The sequence below is a fragment of the Trichocoleus sp. DQ-A1 genome, from assembly GCF_039961955.1.
Classification (GTDB): domain Bacteria; phylum Cyanobacteriota; class Cyanobacteriia; order Cyanobacteriales; family FACHB-T130; genus FACHB-T130.
This window is the reverse complement of sequence record NZ_JAMPKE010000032.1, coordinates 17,704-35,470: the sequence shown is the minus strand read 5'-3', so window position 1 is coordinate 35,470 and position 17,767 is coordinate 17,704. Positions and strand designations below refer to the sequence as shown.

Annotated in this window: 12 protein-coding genes and 2 pseudogenes; 9 read left to right on the top strand and 5 right to left on the bottom strand. The window is 46.2% G+C overall.

Features of this window, described 5'->3' with window-relative positions; all coding sequences use genetic code 11:
* Positions 1 to 63 precede the first annotated feature (63 nt).
* From NDI33_RS22280 to NDI33_RS22270, 3 genes are all read left to right on the top strand, one after another.
* The gene (locus NDI33_RS22280; RefSeq protein ID WP_190429766.1) at positions 64 to 276 is read left to right on the top strand and encodes a hypothetical protein; all 213 of its coding nucleotides are present in this window, start codon (positions 64 to 66) and stop codon (positions 274 to 276) included.
* Between the two features lie 128 nt (positions 277 to 404).
* The gene (locus NDI33_RS22275; protein ID WP_190415176.1) at positions 405 to 614 is read left to right on the top strand and encodes a hypothetical protein; all 210 of its coding nucleotides are present in this window, start codon (positions 405 to 407) and stop codon (positions 612 to 614) included.
* A gap of 117 nt (positions 615 to 731) precedes the next feature.
* Positions 732 to 1,004 carry a hypothetical protein gene (locus NDI33_RS22270; RefSeq protein WP_190676792.1) on the top strand — a complete coding sequence of 91 codons (273 nt, stop codon included), beginning with the start codon at positions 732 to 734 and terminating at the stop codon, positions 1,002 to 1,004.
* Positions 1,005 to 1,369: 365 nt separating this feature from the next.
* On the opposite strand, the gene NDI33_RS22265 is transcribed toward NDI33_RS22270, so the two are convergent.
* Entirely contained in the window at positions 1,370 to 1,747 is a 378-nt protein-coding gene (locus NDI33_RS22265; RefSeq protein ID WP_190676790.1) for a hypothetical protein, read from the bottom strand.
* Between the two features lie 234 nt (positions 1,748 to 1,981).
* On the opposite strand from NDI33_RS22265, the gene NDI33_RS22260 reads away from it, so the two are divergent.
* The gene (locus NDI33_RS22260) at positions 1,982 to 2,722 is read left to right on the top strand and encodes a peptidylprolyl isomerase (protein ID WP_190676788.1); all 741 of its coding nucleotides are present in this window, start codon (positions 1,982 to 1,984) and stop codon (positions 2,720 to 2,722) included.
* Positions 2,723 to 3,255: 533 nt separating this feature from the next.
* On the opposite strand, the gene NDI33_RS22255 is transcribed toward NDI33_RS22260, so the two are convergent.
* Positions 3,256 to 4,128: a hypothetical protein gene (locus tag NDI33_RS22255; protein WP_190676786.1), complete on the bottom strand. Its 873-nt coding sequence runs from the start codon at positions 4,126 to 4,128 to the stop codon at positions 3,256 to 3,258.
* Between the two features lie 341 nt (positions 4,129 to 4,469).
* Here NDI33_RS22255 and NDI33_RS22250 point away from each other — a divergent pair, with 341 nt between their 5' ends.
* Positions 4,470 to 7,553 (top strand): zinc-dependent metalloprotease, encoded by a 3,084-nt coding sequence (locus tag NDI33_RS22250; RefSeq protein ID WP_242033184.1) that lies wholly within the window; start codon positions 4,470 to 4,472, stop codon positions 7,551 to 7,553.
* A 346-nt stretch (positions 7,554 to 7,899) separates the two neighbouring features.
* Positions 7,900 to 10,626, top strand: coding sequence for a zinc-dependent metalloprotease (locus NDI33_RS22245; RefSeq protein WP_190676785.1), 2,727 nt, complete (start codon positions 7,900 to 7,902; stop codon positions 10,624 to 10,626).
* A gap of 89 nt (positions 10,627 to 10,715) precedes the next feature.
* Here the strand turns inward: NDI33_RS22245 and NDI33_RS22240 are convergent, their stop codons facing one another.
* A complete protein-coding gene (locus NDI33_RS22240) occupies positions 10,716 to 12,215 on the bottom strand; it encodes a pitrilysin family protein (RefSeq protein ID WP_190676783.1) in 1,500 nt (499 codons plus the stop codon).
* A gap of 28 nt (positions 12,216 to 12,243) precedes the next feature.
* Entirely contained in the window at positions 12,244 to 13,830 is a 1,587-nt protein-coding gene (locus NDI33_RS22235; protein WP_348245669.1) for a pitrilysin family protein, read from the bottom strand.
* Between the two features lie 222 nt (positions 13,831 to 14,052).
* Here NDI33_RS22235 and NDI33_RS22230 point away from each other — a divergent pair, with 222 nt between their 5' ends.
* The 3 genes and pseudogenes from NDI33_RS22230 to NDI33_RS22220 all read left to right on the top strand — a co-directional run.
* Positions 14,053 to 14,688 (top strand): TetR/AcrR family transcriptional regulator, encoded by a 636-nt coding sequence (locus tag NDI33_RS22230; RefSeq protein WP_190428402.1) that lies wholly within the window; start codon positions 14,053 to 14,055, stop codon positions 14,686 to 14,688.
* 195 nt (positions 14,689 to 14,883) lie between these two features.
* Positions 14,884 to 15,053 (top strand): annotated as a pseudogene (locus NDI33_RS22225) (pentapeptide repeat-containing protein); the annotation flags it as partial.
* A gap of 46 nt (positions 15,054 to 15,099) precedes the next feature.
* Positions 15,100 to 15,634, top strand: a pseudogene (locus NDI33_RS22220) (IS1 family transposase); the annotation flags it as partial.
* Between the two features lie 136 nt (positions 15,635 to 15,770).
* On the opposite strand, the gene NDI33_RS22215 reads toward NDI33_RS22220, so the two are convergent.
* On the bottom strand, positions 15,771 to 17,726 hold the full coding sequence (locus NDI33_RS22215; RefSeq protein WP_190676778.1) for a Vps62-related protein: 1,956 nt from the start codon (positions 17,724 to 17,726) through the stop codon (positions 15,771 to 15,773).
* Between the last annotated feature and the right edge of the window lie 41 nt (positions 17,727 to 17,767).

Below are 17,767 nucleotides of genomic sequence, written 5' to 3'. Positions count from 1 at the left end.
AGGCTTTCTAACTCGGTTACTCAAAAAGTAAACCAAATTCTCAATCTGGAAAGGAGACATCGAATGATTATTTCTGACCTGAGCCATTTGGAAGCTGCGAAGCAATCTCCCAGTGTTGTTGGTGGTTGGTATAGCTATAGCTATAGCAATTATAAGAGCAATTCCAGCTATGTCGATCAATACGCTTCTTCCAAAGCAACGGCTAAATCATTTTTAAGTTCAGCAACTGCGGTAGCAATCTCTACCAATGACGCCAGCGTTTACCAAATTAATTGATGAAAGGTGACTGCTGCTCTAAACTTTGAGCTTTTTCAGTAGTAAACCTTGGGGAAACTTATCCCCAGAATTGGCTTTTCAACCAGATTTCTGCAAAAAATAAACCCATTTTGAAAAGGAGACATCCCATGATTATTTCTGACCTGAGCCATTTAGAAGTTGCCGAACAATCTCCCAGCGTTGTTGGTGCTGGCTATAGCTACTACAGCACATCTAAGAGCAACTACAGCTATCTCAGTCAATACGCTTCTTCCAAAGCGACGGCTAAATCATTCTTCGGTCCAGCAACTGCCGTAGCAATTTCTTCCAATTCAGCCAACGTTTACCAAAGTAACTAATTAACGATGGCTATTGCTTATAGCCATTGAGCAAATTTAAGTCTGAGAACTGCTGAAAGCCAATTTTAAGTAAATAAAAAGGCTTTCAGCGGCCTTTTTGTTAGCAGGAGGACTCCCATGACTGGATTAACAATCAATGATTTAAATTTTTTTGATTCGGGAATTTCGGACTCAAGTGGGGTGACAGGTGGCTCAAGCAAGATTACCTTACACGACTTTTTGAAAGATATCAGCATCCCGATTGATTATATCGATGTCAAAGACACGGACTACTTTAGTTATTCGACTAGCAGTAGCAAGGGAACAAAAAATAGCCTGAAGGCCACAGCTAGTGCTTTTGGGAGCAAGGGTAATATGTCTGTTTCAACATGGACTTCCGGTGGCTATTAATCTAGATTTGGCAGATAACAGTTCAAGATTTACCCTACCTTGGACTGTTTATCAATCCTTCTGTGACTGTAAAAACTGAAGATAATTATGCCTTAGTTTGCCTTGCTGACTTTATTTAAGTTGTTGATCTAAGGACATATAAACAATATGATTAAATCATCTCAATGCGTTTTGTATCTTGGTCTAGCTGGAAGCTTGATCGTATCTGTTGCTCTACCTTCCCAAGCTAACCCTCCGGGTGGCAAAGATTTCACCAGCGCTTTAAGCGTCATTAGTTCATTTTCCTCTGGAGGTGGTTCTAGTAGTGTCACCGCTACCAGTAGTGCAACAGCAACCTCGTCTGGTGATAGCGGTTTCAGCAGCAGTCAAAGTACCTCTAGCGCATTCTCATCTTCAGCGGGTTCTGGCAGTAGTAGTAGTGCGACAGCGACATCTCCTACAGGAACTCCCAGTAGCCAAAGTGCGACAGTCTTTACTCCTAGCGCAACATCCAGTAGCGCTAGCGCCACAGCTGCCGCATCTACAACTTCTCCTAATATTACGAGCGTCACAGTTGCCGCACCCGCAACCTCTACCAATCCCACTAGCGTCACCGTTCCTACACCTGCAACCTCTGCCAATCCCAATAGCGCTAATATCACTAGCGCTAAAGTTAATGCGCCAGCAACAATCATCCCTAATGCTGCTGGAATCTCAACCACCTTGCCAGTGGCAACCTTCTCTAACCCTAACGTCCCAGGCACTTCCCGCTCATCAACCGTTGCCGCAACCTACATTAGCAACTTCTCTTTGCTATCATCTCTTCCACACAAGAGTGAGATTATTGAACAACGTAAAGACCTTTCTGTTGAAAATAATAGTAGCAACAATGAAGGAGCTTCCTATAGCCTTGTAGGGCTAGGTAGCCGAGTTTTTCCAGGCCTTGGTCTGAGGCTAGTTACTGATTAAGTCTAACTGAGTGGAGTCATAACAATGATATGACCGATCTTTCAGGGGCATCTATTCATCCGAATGAAGTGGTTAATTTCCTGAAAAAAAATTTTCAGTTGAAGGATGTCCATCGAAAAATTTTATATCAAAGAATCATCGAAAAAGCGGCTCAGGAAAGAAACCTAACAGTCACCGCAGAAGAAATTCAGGCTGACGCGGATAGGCTGCGTTATGAGAAGCGTTTGGAGAAAGCCGCAGACACGCTAGCATGGCTGTCAGACCAGATGATTACTGTGGATGACTGGGAGACAGGAATTAACGATCGCATTCTGGCTTGCAAGTTAGCTAATTCTCTATTCTCTAAAGAAGTCGAGAAGTTCTTTGCGGAAAATCGGCTTGATTTTGACCAAGTTTTACTCTACCAAATTATTGTGCCTTACGAAAAGGTCGCTCAAGAACTTTTCTATCAAATTGAAGAAGAGGAGATCGATTTTCATCAAGCCGCTCATCTTTACGATTGTGATGAAAGGCGCAGACATCATTGTGGATTGGAAGGCAAGCTTTTCCGCTGGAACTTAAAGCCAGATATTGCCGCCCTTATATTTAGTGCCCAAATCGGAGAAGTAATTGGTCCCATCCAAACCGAGCAAGGTTATCATCTCTTAATGGTTGAAGAGTTCATTCCTGCGGAATTAACCCCTGAAAGGTATCAAGAAATCCTTGATAGACTCTTTGAAGAGTGGTTAATCAGTGAGTTAAATTGTATGGTTCATAACCAAATGGTTTAAACAAGCCACCAATTTTGGGTGAATTTAAAATTCAATGTTAACTCTTGCTTTTAATTCAGTATTCAGAATGGAGGATATCAATCGTGATCCGTTCTAAAGTCTTAATTCAGCGAATCGTCTCATCTGATGGAAAAAGCGTTGCAGAAGCCAAGAGCGTAGTCATTACGTCGGATGATAGTGAGAATACAATTAGTCAATGCGTCACGGTTGAAGTCTGTTCCGGCAATCGTTGTAGCAGTCGCTCAACATCTAGCGTGACTTCTAAATAGACACCTGCCTGAAAAGTGGGGTGGGATATAATCTTACTGCATCCAAACGAGAATTGTTATATCCCTAGCGATTACAGATCGCCCTTTCTACAAGCATTAGGATGTTCCTATTAGGGACTTCTAGAAAAAATAATCTCTATGCCATTGTAGGGGCACGGCATTGCCGTGCCCCTACAGCAACTATTCCCTACTAAGAGGCTGAAAAATGAAGGCTACGTAGGCAGGCTTCGTTCGCGTAGCTACGACTTTAGTCGCCTGACGTTTTTACTTTGACTTCACTGCAACAGCTTTCTTTCTGGCTTCATATCCAACGCCCATTAAGCAGAATAAGAGTAAAGCTAAGGTACTCGAAAACTCTGGGGTTTCAGCAATTGCCTTACTTGCTTTCACTTTATTTGTCTTAGTTTCTACTAAGGTTAGATAAGTTAAGCTATCGAATTTACGCGAAAACTTACCTTGAATAAAAGCTTCAGCAGTTTCTTCGTTGCCTCCAAAAGAAGTCTCTAAAAAAACTTTATTTGGCTTAACGGTTACGTTGGCGCTCTTCTCATAAGCAAGAAAATCATCAGGTTCTAATGTCTTTATTTTTCCGGCTAAGCTAAAAAAGTCTAAAGGAATCCAAGTCTTCGTATCTTTATTATTCTGGGTGTTATATAACTGAAAATTTATCTCTCCAGACGCACTAGCATATTCAAATTCTGGTTCGTCAATAGAGGTTTTAAGACCTAAAAAAGCTGCAAAATCGAAAGAGAAAGTTTGACCTGCATTTACTAGAAAGTTATAGCCAATCACTCCAGCTACGCTTTTCACCTGTCCAAAATAGCTCTTACCTTCGCCCTCAATTTTACTTAAAGAGAAATTGAAAGCGGAGGTTTTTTTAGGAGAGGGATCGGCTGTAAATTCTGCAAAGGCATCAGCATCGGCAGTCACCTCACTACTGCTTGTAAATATCTCAGTAAAAGCCTCAGTAAAAGCCTCTACCTCAACAGGTGAGTGGCTAAATTTATTCAGTTCTACTGTCGCTTCAGATTTGGCTAGAGTTGCAGCCCAACCAGGCGCAGCAACGAACGCAGAGCTAGCCATCAAAGGCGTTGCGAACAGCAAGAAGCGTAAGCTGGGACGTTGTTTGGTTATCATAAAAACCTTATTTCCTTATGTCACTAAAATTTTGGGCATGAGAATTTTGACCTGCTGAAAGTTGCAGATCGAAGCGATGAACTAACAAAGGAACAATTTCACCTAGACTGTTTTCAATAACAATAAACAGTCTGTTTGTTAAATGGATGTCTCCATTTAACAAGCCTTTGGGTTACGCTGAAAAGACTGATGAGAAAAGTTTCTATTGCACTTTAGCAAAGAAATACTTAAGGACTTTCACGTAAGTATCATAATCCCAATTCTCTAAAATTAGAGTAAAGCTCCAGTAAATATACTGAAATACTTTTTAAAGATTTGATGAAGTAGGAATGGTCATTCGGATGCTGAACAAAATGAAAAAATTGCCGTTCTATCTATTGGTTCTACAAGGAGTGTTGTTCGGGATAGAGCTACAAGTAGCAGCGCAGGCGCTGGTGCCTCTAAAAGCGGTGGAAAGGTTGGGCGGTCGCCAACAGATGCGATCGCTTGAGGCTGCTGTTACCAAGAAGCAGCTATCTGGAAGCCAGAAGTCAGACCGTTTTACTAATAAATTGCAACAGATTCCTCTCGATCGGGGAAGCGCAAATAAGTTGCCTCAAAAAAGTGAAGAGGGGTCAGCACTCGAAATTCCTACCTCTGTCACGTCTCCGTATTCTCACGTATGGGTCATCAAAGACAGCCAAAATCAGCCAGAGCAACAGCCTTTTGCGTGGATGGTCAAAGATACTAAAAAACAGTATGAAGATGGCAGTACGGTGCCGCTACAACCGATATTGGGGCTGCTGAAAGATACCAACCAGGCAGCGCTTCAGATGGCAGACGCGGGTGACGCGGGTAAAGCTACTAAAAAGTCTGGCTTTGATGAAATCGTTAAAAATACGGAGAAGGTGGAAGGGTTGTTTACCCTCTACCGCAACAAGAAGACGGGCAAAATTTATTTAGAAATCAAGCCCGAACAGCTCAATAAAAACTTCCTCGGCACCGTGACGATGGAATCGGGGATTGGAGAACGCGGGATTTATAGCGGAGTTCCCCTAAATGATTTCCTGTTTTATTTTCGTCGGGTGAACGACAACTTACACTTTGTGGTTCGCAATGTTAACTTTCGCACGCGCTCTGGGGAGCCGCAAGAGCGATCGCTCAACCGGGCATTTAGCGACTCTGTCCTCTACTCGCTGGACATCAAAGCGACTCATCCGCAACGCAAAACTCTGCTTATCGATATGGGAGAGTTACTCCTCACCGATTTGCCTGGGTTAACCTCAATGTTAAAAACGTTTTTAAATACTTCCTACCGCCTCGACAGCAACAAGTCGTATTTCGACACCGCCAAAGCCTTCCCCTTCAATATCGAAATTTCCTCGGTTTATGGTTTCTCATCAACGAGTAGCGAGGACGCAAATTTAGCGACTTTGCCCGATAGCAGGGCACTCAGCCTCAAAGTACATTACAGTTTATCCGAGCTACCGGAAAACAACGGTTATATTCCGCGTCTCGCTGACGACCGAATTGGCTACTTTATCACCGCCTACAAGGACTTCTCCAACGACAACCGCAGAGAACCTTTCGTTCGTTATATTCATCGTTGGCACTTGGAAAAGCAAGATCCGAAAGCATCTCTGTCGCCACCCAAGAAACCAATTGTCTTCTGGATTGAGAATTCTGTTCCGGTTGAGTACCGCGACGCCATCCGCGAAGGCGTTCTGATGTGGAACAAAGCTTTTGAGAAGGCGGGATTTAAGGACGCGATTGAAGTGCGGCAAATGCCGGATAATGCCACTTGGAGTCCCGCTGATGTCCGCTACAACACGATTCGCTGGATCAATTCTTTGGATGGATATTCTGCCAGAGGACCATCGCGTGTCAATCCGCTGACTGGCGAAATCTTAGACGCCGACATCATTGTAGATGCCAACATGGTGCAATCGATTAAGCAGCGATATCGCACCCTTATCGAGTCAAGCCAGCCATCGGGAACCGGGTTATTTTCCCAAATTGCGGACAATCCCAATCTCTGCAACGGATTGGAGAGAGGAAAAGCAGAGGGAAATCCTGAATCATCTACCCCCGATTTTTCACAACTCCTGCAAGACCACGATCTCTGCTATGGCATGGAAGCGGCTACTCAATCGGCGATGGGAGCGATCGCATTATCGCTGGTTCACAATGTCTTGCCTAGCAGCAACGAAATGAAAGAATTTGTGCATCAGTATATCCGCCACCTGATTTCCCACGAAATTGGACATACTTTAGGGTTGCGGCACAACTTCCACGGTAGCACTCTGCTAAAGCCGGAAGAATTGAACAACACCGACATCACGCGCATCAAAGGAATGGCGAGTTCGGTGATGGACTACGTTCCTGTCAACTTGGCACCCCAAGGCGTGAAGCAAGGAGACTATTATCCAGCCGTTGTTGGCCCTTACGACAAATGGGCGATTGAGTACGGTTATAAACCGAGTGGGGCAACGAATTTTGTGGCTGAAAAGCGATTTTTAGAGCAAATTGCCTCCAAATCACCCCAGCCAGAATACGCCTATGCGACGGATGAAGACATCTTGGATCTCGATCCGGGTGCCAGCCTTTGGGATTTGAGTGGCGATGTGCTGCGCTACTCACAGTCGCAGATGGACAACGCCCGGATGATGTGGGGGCGTTTAGATAAGCGTTACCCGTTGCGGGGAGATAGCTATGAAGAAATGCGCGTGTTGTTTAACACGATACTAAGTTACTACTTCAGTAACGCTAATTTGATGAGTCAATACATTGGTGGGCAGTCATTTAGCCGCAACCATGCCGGAGATCCCAACGGGCGTTTGCCGTTTGAACCCGTGCCGCTAGAAAAACAGCGCGATGCATTGACAAAGCTTGAAAAATATGTGTTTGCGGCAGACGCTTTTGATTTTCCGCCGGAATTACTCAATCAGTTAGCACCGTCGCGCTGGAGACACTGGGGAAATCCGATCCCGATTTTCCGACTGGATTATCCGATTCATGAAAACCTGCTGTTGCAACAACGTCGCGTATTGCGATCGCTTTTATCAGAAGATCGCCTAAATCGTCTGCGCGACATTGAACTGAAAACGAAACCAGGAGAAGCGCTGACGCTACCGGAACTCTTTGACACCTTGCAAAATAGCATTTGGACAGAGGTGCAGCAATCCGATCGCAAACCCGCGAATATTTCCAGCCTCCGCCGTTCCTTGCAACGCGAACATCTGGAAATAATGCTAGGAATGGTGTTGCGGACTGAATCGGTACCGGAAGATGCCCGAACCCTAGCATGGTACGAACTGCAACAACTGCGGAAATCGCTGGATAGTGCATCGAAGCAGAAGAACCTCGACACCTACACCAAAGCGCACCTTCTGGAAACACGCGATCGCATTAACAAAGCCTTAAACGCCCAGTTGGAATCGAAGTGAATCCACCATCAACAATAAATGGTGCAACTTGAAAGGGTTGGAGGAGAGGTTAAATCTAGGGGAAACAGCCATCCGCGACTAAATATAAACTTTTTTGGTTTTTTGGCTGGCGCATAGTATTTTTAGACTCCAAAGCGGGAATCTTAAACAGGGAGCCGCTGATGCATTCAAAGATGGCGTTGCAAACGACGTTCAACTTTAGCGTGCAATATAGCTCTCTAGGTTTTATTAAAGAGACCAAGGATTTATGTGCTGTCTTTAGTCCCGCTTAGATGGTGTTTATAAAGCACCAACTCCATCATTTTTTTAACTTGAATCAGTAATCGTCAATCAGTTTAAAGACAAAATGAAAAAATCGCCATTCTATGTGTGTTGTCTTCTGGGATTATTATTCGCAAATGTTTCTTCAGTTAAAGCAGCCATTACGAACGCCCAGAAGCCAGTCGGACATTCTCAGGTTTTAGCTAAAGATACAAATATAGAAAATTCAAATTTTCAATCTTTCGAGGATACCGTTAAAAATACTCAAAAATTGGAAGGATTGTTTACCCTCTACCGAAACAAACAAACCGGCACAATATATCTAGAAATTAAACCAGAACAGCTCAATAAAAACTACCTTGCCACCATTACCTTAGAATCGGGGATTGGCGAACGCGGTCTTTACAGCGGAATGCCGCTGCAAGATATGCTTTTCTACTTTCGTCGAGTCAACAACAATTTGCATTTTGCCGTCCGCAACGTGAACTTCCGCACCAGTCCCGGCAATCCAGAACAGCGATCGCTAGAACGAGCCTTTTCTGACTCCGTTCTCAGTTCCCTGAAAATTATCAGCATTCATCCGCAACGCCAAACCATTCTCGTCGATCTGGGGAACCTGCTACTCAGCGATTTACCTGGATTAAGTTCGTATTTAAAAACTGCTTTGGAAGCTTCATACCAGCTAGAAGAAGACAAAACCTACTTCGGTGCTGCCAAAGCTTTCCCCCTGAACATGGAAATTGAGTCGATTTACGGCTTCTCTAACCCTAGTGGAGATGACGGGGCGTATTTGCCGACGTTGCCTGACAGCCGCGCCCTTTCCCTGAAGGTACATTACAGTCTCTCCCAGCTACCGGAAAACAACGGCTATATCCCGCGTCTTGCCGACGAACGGGTTGGCTATTTCACGACGGTTTACAAGGATTTTTCGAGTAAGAGTGGCAAAGATCCGTTTGTGCGCTACATCCAGCGCTGGAATCTAGAAAAGCAAGATCCCGCAGCTTCCCTGTCGCTACCCAAAAAACCAATTGTCTTCTGGATTGAAAATACTGTCCCGGTTGAGTACCGCGACGCTATCCGCGAGGGCGTTTTGATGTGGAACGCCGCGTTTGAGAAGGCGGGATTCAAGGATGCGATCGCAGTGCAGCAGATGCCAGAAAATGCGACTTGGGACCCGGCTGATGTGCGCTACAACACGATTCGCTGGTTCAATTCTTTGGATGCCGCATTTGCATTAGGACCGTCGCGGGTTAACCCGTTGACTGGGGAAATCTTGGATGCTGACATTATCGTGGACGCTGACTTTGTGAATTCGTTCAAGCAGGAATATCACCACCTGATCGAACCGAACCAGAAGGGGAACAGCAGTATTTGTAACCGTGGCTTCTTGCCTTCTCACTCGTCTAAACAAGGTGCAGCGCGGGGTGGTGCCAACAGACAGGTAAAACCTTCGTTATTAGAACAGGATGGTCATAACCATCGGTGCGAGGGAATGCAATTTGCCAATCAGATGGCAGTTGGGTCGTTGTCGCTATCACTATTGCAGAACGTTAGTCCCAGAAGCGATCGCATGAAAGAGTATATTCATCAATTTGTGCGATTGCTCATTGCTCACGAAGTCGGACACACTCTAGGCTTAAGACACAACTTCCGTGGCAGTACCCTCCTCACCCCAGAGGAATTAAATAATACCGACATCACCCGCGCCAAGGGAATGGTGAGTTCCGTCATGGACTATCTGCCACCCAACTTGGCACCCCAAGGCGTCAAGCAAGGAGATTACTATACCAGCAAGGTGGGTGCTTATGACGAGTGGGCGATTGAGTATGGTTACAAACCCAGTGGCGGGGTAATTCCCATCGCCGAACAGCGGTTTCTGGATGAGATTGCCAAGAAATCTAGTCAGCCGGAATTAGCTTATGCCTCCGATGAGGACAGCTTTGACCTCGATCCTACCGTGAACCAATATGACATGAGTCTCGATCCGCTAGGCTACGCGCGATCGCAACTGGATATCGACCGCCAACTATGGGATCGCCTTAACAAAGGGTATCCCGGTACCGGCGAAAGTTACAGCGAAGTCAGCGATCGCTTTAACACCGCGTTCATGCACTATTTGCAAAACGTGTTCTTGATTACTAAGTATATTGGCGGACAGTCGTTCTACCGCGATCGCCCCGGAAACCGCAATGGGCGCTTACCCTTTGAACCTGTGCCAGTCGCCAAGCAGCGCGAAGCCTTGGCAGCATTGCAAAAGTATGTCTTTGCAGAAGACGCTTTTAATTTCCCGCCGGATCTACTCAATAAGTTAGCACCCTCGCGCTGGATGGATTGGAGCAATAATATTGCAATTAATCGCCTTGATTTTCCGGTTCACGACAGCATCTTCTTCCCGCAAAGCATTGTTTTGAGAGAAGTGCTATCGGGCGATCGCCTCAACCGTCTGCGCGACTTGGAACTGAAGAGTCAGCCAAATCAAGCACTGACGCTACCCGAACTATTTAATACCTTGCAGAGTAACCTTTGGAGTGAGTTGCAACCAGCAGATAGCAAGTCGGTGAAGATATCCAGCTTTCGACGGGCTTTGCAGCGAGAACACTTGCAGATACTAATTGGCATGGTGTTGCGGACTGAGGACGTGCCCGAAGACGCCCGGACGCTTGCCTGGTCAAAATTGCGCCAATTGCGTGAAGACATCAACGGCAGCCTCAGACACCGGAGTGGGAACTTAGATGAATACACCAAAGCCCACCTGCAAGAAACACGCGATCGCATCTCTAAAGCCTTAGATGCTCAGATGCAATCAAATTAGGGGATTGGTAATGGGTAATGGCAAGACCATTACCCCTACTTAAACTCCATTGATAATCGGTAATGAGTAATGGCAAGAGCAATTACCAATTAGCCCTTCCCCACCGGAATCGTAATATCCACCGTCGTAACATCAGGCGTGAGACTGGTTAGAGGTGGCTGAATCGCAGCAGCATTTCCGACCACCAGCGTAACAATGTTCTCTGGCTGGAGATATTTTTCGGCAACCCGTTGAATATCCTCAATCGTGGTTGCTTCCACCTCGCGCTGGTAACGGAAGATAAAATCCTTCGGGTAGCCGTAATATTCATATCGCATCAATCGCGACAGAGTTTGGCTGGGATCTTGGAACTTAAAAACAAAAGAATTGAGTTCCGATTCCTTGGCGTAGGAAAGTTCTGCTGGCGTCACCGAAGTTGTGCGAATGCGCTCGATTTCCGATAAAACGCCCTTAATGAAGGGCACAGTCGCATCAGAGCGAGTCTGTCCCCCAGCAAGGAATACGCCTGGGTAGTCATATTGAGCGCCCCAATAACCGTACACCGTGTAAGCAAGACCTTGGCGCGATCGCACTTCGTTAAACAACCGTCCGCCAAAACCGTTTAACACTCCATTTAATACTGATAGATCCGCATAGTCAGGACTGTTCAATTGACCGCCCAGATGACCCATGACAATATTACTCTGCGTCAGCTGCGGCTGATTTACCAGAAAAACCCCTCCTCGCTTTGCCTGTTCCGCCCCTGGTATCGGTGGAGTTTGCGCTGTGCCTTTTGGCTTCCAGTTCCCAAACTTTTCCTGGATCATCTGACGCATCGCCTTACTATCAAAATCCCCCACGATGCCCAGAATCATATTCTTCGGATGAAAATATTTCTGGTAGAAACTGATTAAGTCATCGCGGGAAATGTTGTCTAAGGTTGCATATTCTACGGTGCGAGCATAGGGGCTATTGTTGCCATAGACTAATTTCTCAAATTCGCGGGAAGCAATACCACCTGGGTCGTCATTCCGCCGCGCAATTTCACCGCGCTGTTGCGTCTTGGCTAAATCTAGCTTTTCCTGGGCAAAAATCGGCTCTTGGATTACCTCAGCAAACAAACTAAATACGTCCTTCAAGTCTTCAGAGAGCGTTGTAAAGTCAGCACTACCCGCAGTGCTAACAATACTGCTCTCTACCGAAGCGGCGCGTTGTTCCAACAATTGGTTTAGTTCATCGCTGGAGTGCTTCGCGGTTCCGCCAGTCCGCAGGACTTCCCCAACCAACGTAGCCAAACCTACCTCGTTTTCTGGTTCCAGACGACCGCCGGTGCGAATCATCGCCGTGCCACTCACGAGGGGAAGTTCGTGATCTTCCATCAGATACACAATCATCCCATTGTCCATCTGATAGCGCGTGTACGGAGGTACCTGAATTTCCGGCAACGGCGGAAACTTCAACTCCGTATAATGCCGCGCTGTATCCGCTACCGCTGGCATCAAAAATGTCAAAAGTAAAAAGGAGAAAGTCAAAAGAAACAGAAAATAATTTTTCCTTTGTTTTCCTTTGCCCTTCTTCCGCAAATTCTGCCTAAACCACTGCATACTCATTCCTCTTCCTTCTTCTTCCTCTCAGTCCTCAGTCCTGTTTAGGCAGAATTCGCCCAATTGTCCGGTTTTGTGGCTGGAAAGTTTCTTTCGCCACGCGCTGAATTTCTGCGGGTGTCACGGTAGCGATCGCATCTAGTTGCTTAAACAGGTTCCGCCACGATCCGGTTTTCACTTCATAGTCCACCAGCGACATCGCCATGCCCATATTGGAATCGAGCGATCGCAATAAATCAGCTCTTGCCTGTGTCTTCACCCGATCCAAATCCATCGCCGCTACGGGTTCCGTCTTCAGCCGCTCAATTTCCTTGCTCAAAGACGCCGCCACTTCATCCACTGTATGACCGGGAGCTGTCAGTGCATAGAACAGCATCAAATTCGGATACTTATCTCCCGGAAAACCACTAAAACCTTCCGCATTCAGAGCCACTTGCTGCTCTTCTACTAAAGACTTGTAGAGGCGAGAAGTCCGACCATCGCTCAACAATCGACCGATCAGTTCATAAATCGCATGATCCGGATGATTCATCGCTGGGCGGTGATAGCCTTCTAGATACCAAGGTTGGGATTGCAGCCGCAAGGTGACATCCTGCGCTTCCGTTTGCTTGGGTTCCGTCGGTAATTGCTCCTCCGTCGCAGGTCTCGCTTTGTAACGTCCAAAATAAACTTGAGCCAGCCGTTTCACTTCCGCTGGGTTAACATCCCCAACGACCGCAATAGTTAACTTGCTGGGGACGTAGTGCGTGTCAAAAAACTCCTGCACATTTTCGCGGGTAAGATTGCGGATGTCCTGGTCGTAGCCAATTACTGGACGCTTATAGGGATGCACTTTGAAAGCCGCATCCAGAAAAGCCTCAATCATTTGACCGATGGGCGAGTTATCGGTTCGCAACCGTCGCTCTTCCAGGATGACTTCTTTCTCTTTATAAAATTCCCGAAACACCGGATCTAAAAACCGCTCCGACTCTAGCGACATCCACAGCTCTAACTTGTTAGAAGGAAAGCTGTAGAAATAGACTGTGGAATCTGTAGAGGTTGCCGCGTTTAGACCGACGCCGCCCGCTTGCTCGACAATTTGACCCAGTTCATTTTGCTTGACATATTTCGCTGCTTCGGCTTCAACTTTGTTAAATTCTGCCTGCAACGCTGTCACTTCTGCCGATTTCTTTGCCGCTTTGGCTGCCTGAATTTGTTCGGCTAACTGGTCCAAGCGGTCTAAAAGCGGCTTTTCTGCCTTGTAGTCCTGCGTACCAATGCGGGTAGTTCCCTTAAAAGCTAAATGCTCTAGAAAGTGAGCAACGCCTGTTTGACCATTGGGTTCGTTGGCACCCCCCACATCGGCATAGGTGTAAAACGACACGACCGGCGCTTGGTGCCGTTCCAATACAATAAACTTCAAACCATTGTCTAAGCGAAACTCTGTCACCCGCTGAATCACCCGGTCTAAGTAGGGCTGAATCGATTGGGTTGTGGCAGGTTTTACATCCGCCTTTTCAAGCGTCTGGGTACGAGCTAACGCCACATTGGGCTGCATACCCCACCCCAGCAGCAGCGCGAGCAGAAAAGCCAGAATGCTTCGCCACTGACGCTGTCTTGACGGTTGAGGGCTGGGGTTCAAACTTTCCCGTAACGGTTGTGCTGTCGTTGGGATTGACACACACAGGAATCGACAAAACTGACTCATACAATACTAAAGATTAAGCAGCGCTAATTCCAAGATATTGACTCTAACGTGGATTGTGTGGTGTTAACAATCTGTGAAGGTTTGGGTGATTGATTACTCGCCTATAGCACAATTGCATTAGGGTGTTAGTGGTAATCCATCCATTTATTTCTTAATATGGGAATTTTTAACCGGAAAACGGTAGGAACAACTAAGCAAGTTGCTCATACAGAAGACGATACCCACACCCGAATTTTACAGGCAGCACAGCGATTATTTGCCCGCCAGGGATATGAGGGGACAACGACCCGCGATCTTGCTGCGACAGCGGGGGTTGCAGAAGGAACGTTGTTTCGTCATTTTCCGAACAAAAAGGCGATCTTGATTGAGGTGGCGACGCAAGGCTGGGTAGAAATTCTCACAGATTTATTAACCGAATTGAGTGAAATGGGCAGCTATAAAGCTGTGGCTCAGGTGATGCATCGACGGATGATGAATCTACGTGAAAATGCGGATATGCTGCGGGTTTGCTTTACCGAAGCGCAGTTTCATCCAGAGTTGCGCGATCGCATCCAAGCGGAAGTAATTGTCAAAATGACGGATGTGGCAGAAGCTTTCTTTCAAACTGCAATGGATAGAGGCACCTATCGCCGCATGAATCCGAGAATAGTCGCCCAAGTTTTCTTGGGAATGTTCACAATCGCCGGTTTCAGCCACGACACGCTATTAGGAGAAAATGCTTCCCCGAAAGCAATGCAAGAAATGGCAGAAGGGTTGGCTGATATTTTCCTGAATGGTGTGTTGGCGAAATAAAGCAATCAAGATTAGCTCCGACAATTAGAATTTGCATTAATCCGAGCGTTTAAAATTTGTATTAGCTCTGGCGTTTAGAAATCGCGCCTACACAGACTAAACCCGCGCAGGCGGGTTTAAAACAACGCCCCAGCGATTTCCTATTCGCCCGGTGTCTTAAACTGATGCAAGTGCGCGATAATTGCTCAACCAACAATGAATGCTGAAGAACTTCTAGAAAGATACGCATCAGGACAAAGACAATTTAATGGGGCAAATCTGAGAGGGGTAGACCTCAAAGGTGCAGACCTTAGTGAAATAAACCTAAACCAGGCAAATTTGAAGGGAGCCGACTTGAGTGATGCAACTCTGACCAAGGCGAATTTGAGTAGTGCAAGCCTGAGTAGGGTATCGCTGACAGGTGCAAACTTGTGCTTACGGTATGTCAATGGTATGGGCTTTCGAGGCATTGAACGAGTCACAGGTGTTCACCATACCACTGTCATTTACTGGGTCAAACAGGTTGGAAGACACCTGCCCGATGCTTATGATCCAGAGGAGACTCCACAAGTGGGTGAACTCGATGAACTAGAAACTTTTATTGGGGTGAAAAAAACAAAATCTGGCTCTGGAGCGCAGTAGACCACTTTAGAGCTGGTATCCTGGGTTGGGTATTAGGTGACCACAGTGCAAAGACTTTTACACCGTTATGGTTCATTGTTGGAGCCTGGCAGTGTTTTTCTATGTCACCGATGCTTGAAGTGTTTATACGGGGTTTATTCTACCAGGCGACCAGATTGTGAGCAAAACCTATATGACACGAGTCGAAGGTGAAAATACACGCTTGCGTCACTATCTGGCACGATTACATCGCAAAACTCTGTGCTATTCCAAATCTGAAGCAATGCTGAGGCATTCAATCCGTTTGCTACTTCACTACTTGAGATTTTGGGATGTTCCGATTCCTACTGGATTCCTCCCTCTACTCAGCAACGCCGACCGGCGATCGCACTGGCAGATAATGGAGGGGAATCAGAGTCACGGCAACGGTTTGATCTTTTATAGCTTGCCTGACTCTACCCCTTTCTTAGAGAATTTTCGATCTACTGATACTGCCCCTTCCAGGTTTTTCCTTGACTATTCCATGGCGGACCAGGCGGACCATTCAAATCGACTCTGAACTGTTGCTTAATTTGATCTCGAATTGCGTCAGCAATTTTAGACTTGATGGGGCCAGGTACTCCACTAAATCCAAGGTCATTGATAATGGCTTCAATATGACCCAAAGGCACGTCTGACTGGGGTATATCTTTAGGGCCCCACCGACAGGGGTATGATACCCACTTCGGCGATGGAAAATCCTGCTCCCCAAGCCAACTCATCGAAATAATTTCGTGATTTGAGCTGCAATCAAGTGTTTGTCCGCCATCTGCCGTATCATTTCGTACCATCCATTCAACACCTGCTACAACATAGTCCTTTTTGCCATGTGCAGTGTAGTTTCGACCTACACCTGAGTAGAGTGCATGCCCATTAAGGGAAGGATAGACAACGATGTGCTGTCCATTAACACGCTGAAATCGACTCAATTGCTGCTCGTTGAAGTACTCCCCAACACCGTGTTGCAAAAGACAGACACCAATCAACTGCTTCGTGAAGTTATCAATGCGGAGTACGCAGCATTCCCAGTCACCGTAGTGTTCACCAGCAGGCATTAAGGTTCTATCAGCGGTCGCCGTTATTGTATCAGCCAACAGAAGATTGACATGTATGGTTGCGGGACCGTTGTAGGCATAGAAGAGCCAGAACTGGATGTCAGTATACGGCATTCCAGTTTGCCAATAGGCACGGATGTAAGCCTTCGCTGTGCTGAGATTTCCTCTCTTCGCATCGTCCTGGAGCTTAAGCGAATACGGGCCATTAATATCCCCTGTTGTTGGTAGGTCAGATGGCTTCGGAGATTGTTGTTTCGGGGAAGCCTGATCAAAAAGGGTGCAATGTTGCAGAAACCAGTCAACCGAACACATGTTGTATCTTTCTTCAGGATGAAAGCGGACAACTGGAGCATAGGTCCTAATTGCTTGGTCCAATTCATCCTTAGTCAGCGCTTTTGAAATTGCCCAAATTCTTCTGTTGGTGATAACTTTTAACGTTTCCCAAGGACCTATAGCATTACGATCCGCAGTAACTCCTTTTCCACCACCACTTTCGGCACAAACAAATTGCCCATTAGATGCCTTTAAAGCAACTTTTCCGTTACCCAGCTCAACAAATCCAAAGGTTTCCCAGGAACCTATAGCGTTTCGATCCGCAGTAACTCCTTTTCCGCCACCACTTTCGGCGCAAACAAATTGCCCATTAGATGCTTTTAAAGCACCTTTTCCGTTGCCCAGATCAACAAATTCAAAAGTTTCCCAGGGACCTATAGCGGTCCGATTTGCAATAACTTCTTTTCCACCACCACTTTCGGCGCAAAAATAGTGACCAGTAGATGCTTGTAATTGAATTGCACTTAATGATTTCAAGTTAGAACTTTCTGCACTAGTGATGGCAATCACTGAGCCACTGTTAGGTACTAGCTGCCACGGGCTATTTAATGTTGCTCGAGTCCGAAGCTGCTTATCATCACCAACACCGACAATAGTTCCATCATTCATGACGGTAATGCTAATCACTGAGCCACTGTTAGGTACTGGCTGCCACGGGCTATTTAATGTTGCTCGAGTCCAAAGCTGCTTATCATCACCAACACCAAGAAGTGTTCCATCATTCATGACGGTAATGCTAATCACTGAGCCACTGTTAGGTACTTGCTGCCCTGGGCTAGCTAATGTGACTTGCGAATAAAGCTGCTTGTTATCACCAACACCAAGAAGTGTTCCATCTTTCATGGTGGTTATAGCTGTCAAAACCCCGCCTGCTTTCACACCAAGAAGTGCCCCATCACTCATAACAGTAACGCTAATTACTGGCTCACCAATAGGTAACCGCTTCCAGGAATCAGTTAATGTTGCTCGAGTCCAAAGCTGCTGATCCGTACCAATACCGATTAAAGGCATAAAGTCTGGTCTCTTTATTAAGGGTAAATGTCTATGCTACA

Coding starts and splice junctions, on each gene's coding strand:
- NDI33_RS22255 (WP_190676786.1), bottom strand. CDS start 4,128: ATGATAACCAAACAACGTCCCAGCTTACGCTTCTTGCTGTTCGCAACG.
- NDI33_RS22250 (WP_242033184.1), top strand. CDS start 4,470: ATGCTGAACAAAATGAAAAAATTGCCGTTCTATCTATTGGTTCTACAA.
- NDI33_RS22275 (WP_190415176.1), top strand. CDS start 405: ATGATTATTTCTGACCTGAGCCATTTAGAAGTTGCCGAACAATCTCCC.
- NDI33_RS22230 (WP_190428402.1), top strand. CDS start 14,053: ATGGGAATTTTTAACCGGAAAACGGTAGGAACAACTAAGCAAGTTGCT.
- NDI33_RS22260 (WP_190676788.1), top strand. CDS start 1,982: ATGACCGATCTTTCAGGGGCATCTATTCATCCGAATGAAGTGGTTAAT.
- NDI33_RS22240 (WP_190676783.1), bottom strand. CDS start 12,215: ATGAGTATGCAGTGGTTTAGGCAGAATTTGCGGAAGAAGGGCAAAGGA.
- NDI33_RS22280 (WP_190429766.1), top strand. CDS start 64: ATGATTATTTCTGACCTGAGCCATTTGGAAGCTGCGAAGCAATCTCCC.
- NDI33_RS22270 (WP_190676792.1), top strand. CDS start 732: ATGACTGGATTAACAATCAATGATTTAAATTTTTTTGATTCGGGAATT.
- NDI33_RS22245 (WP_190676785.1), top strand. CDS start 7,900: ATGAAAAAATCGCCATTCTATGTGTGTTGTCTTCTGGGATTATTATTC.
- NDI33_RS22215 (WP_190676778.1), bottom strand. CDS start 17,726: ATGCCTTTAATCGGTATTGGTACGGATCAGCAGCTTTGGACTCGAGCA.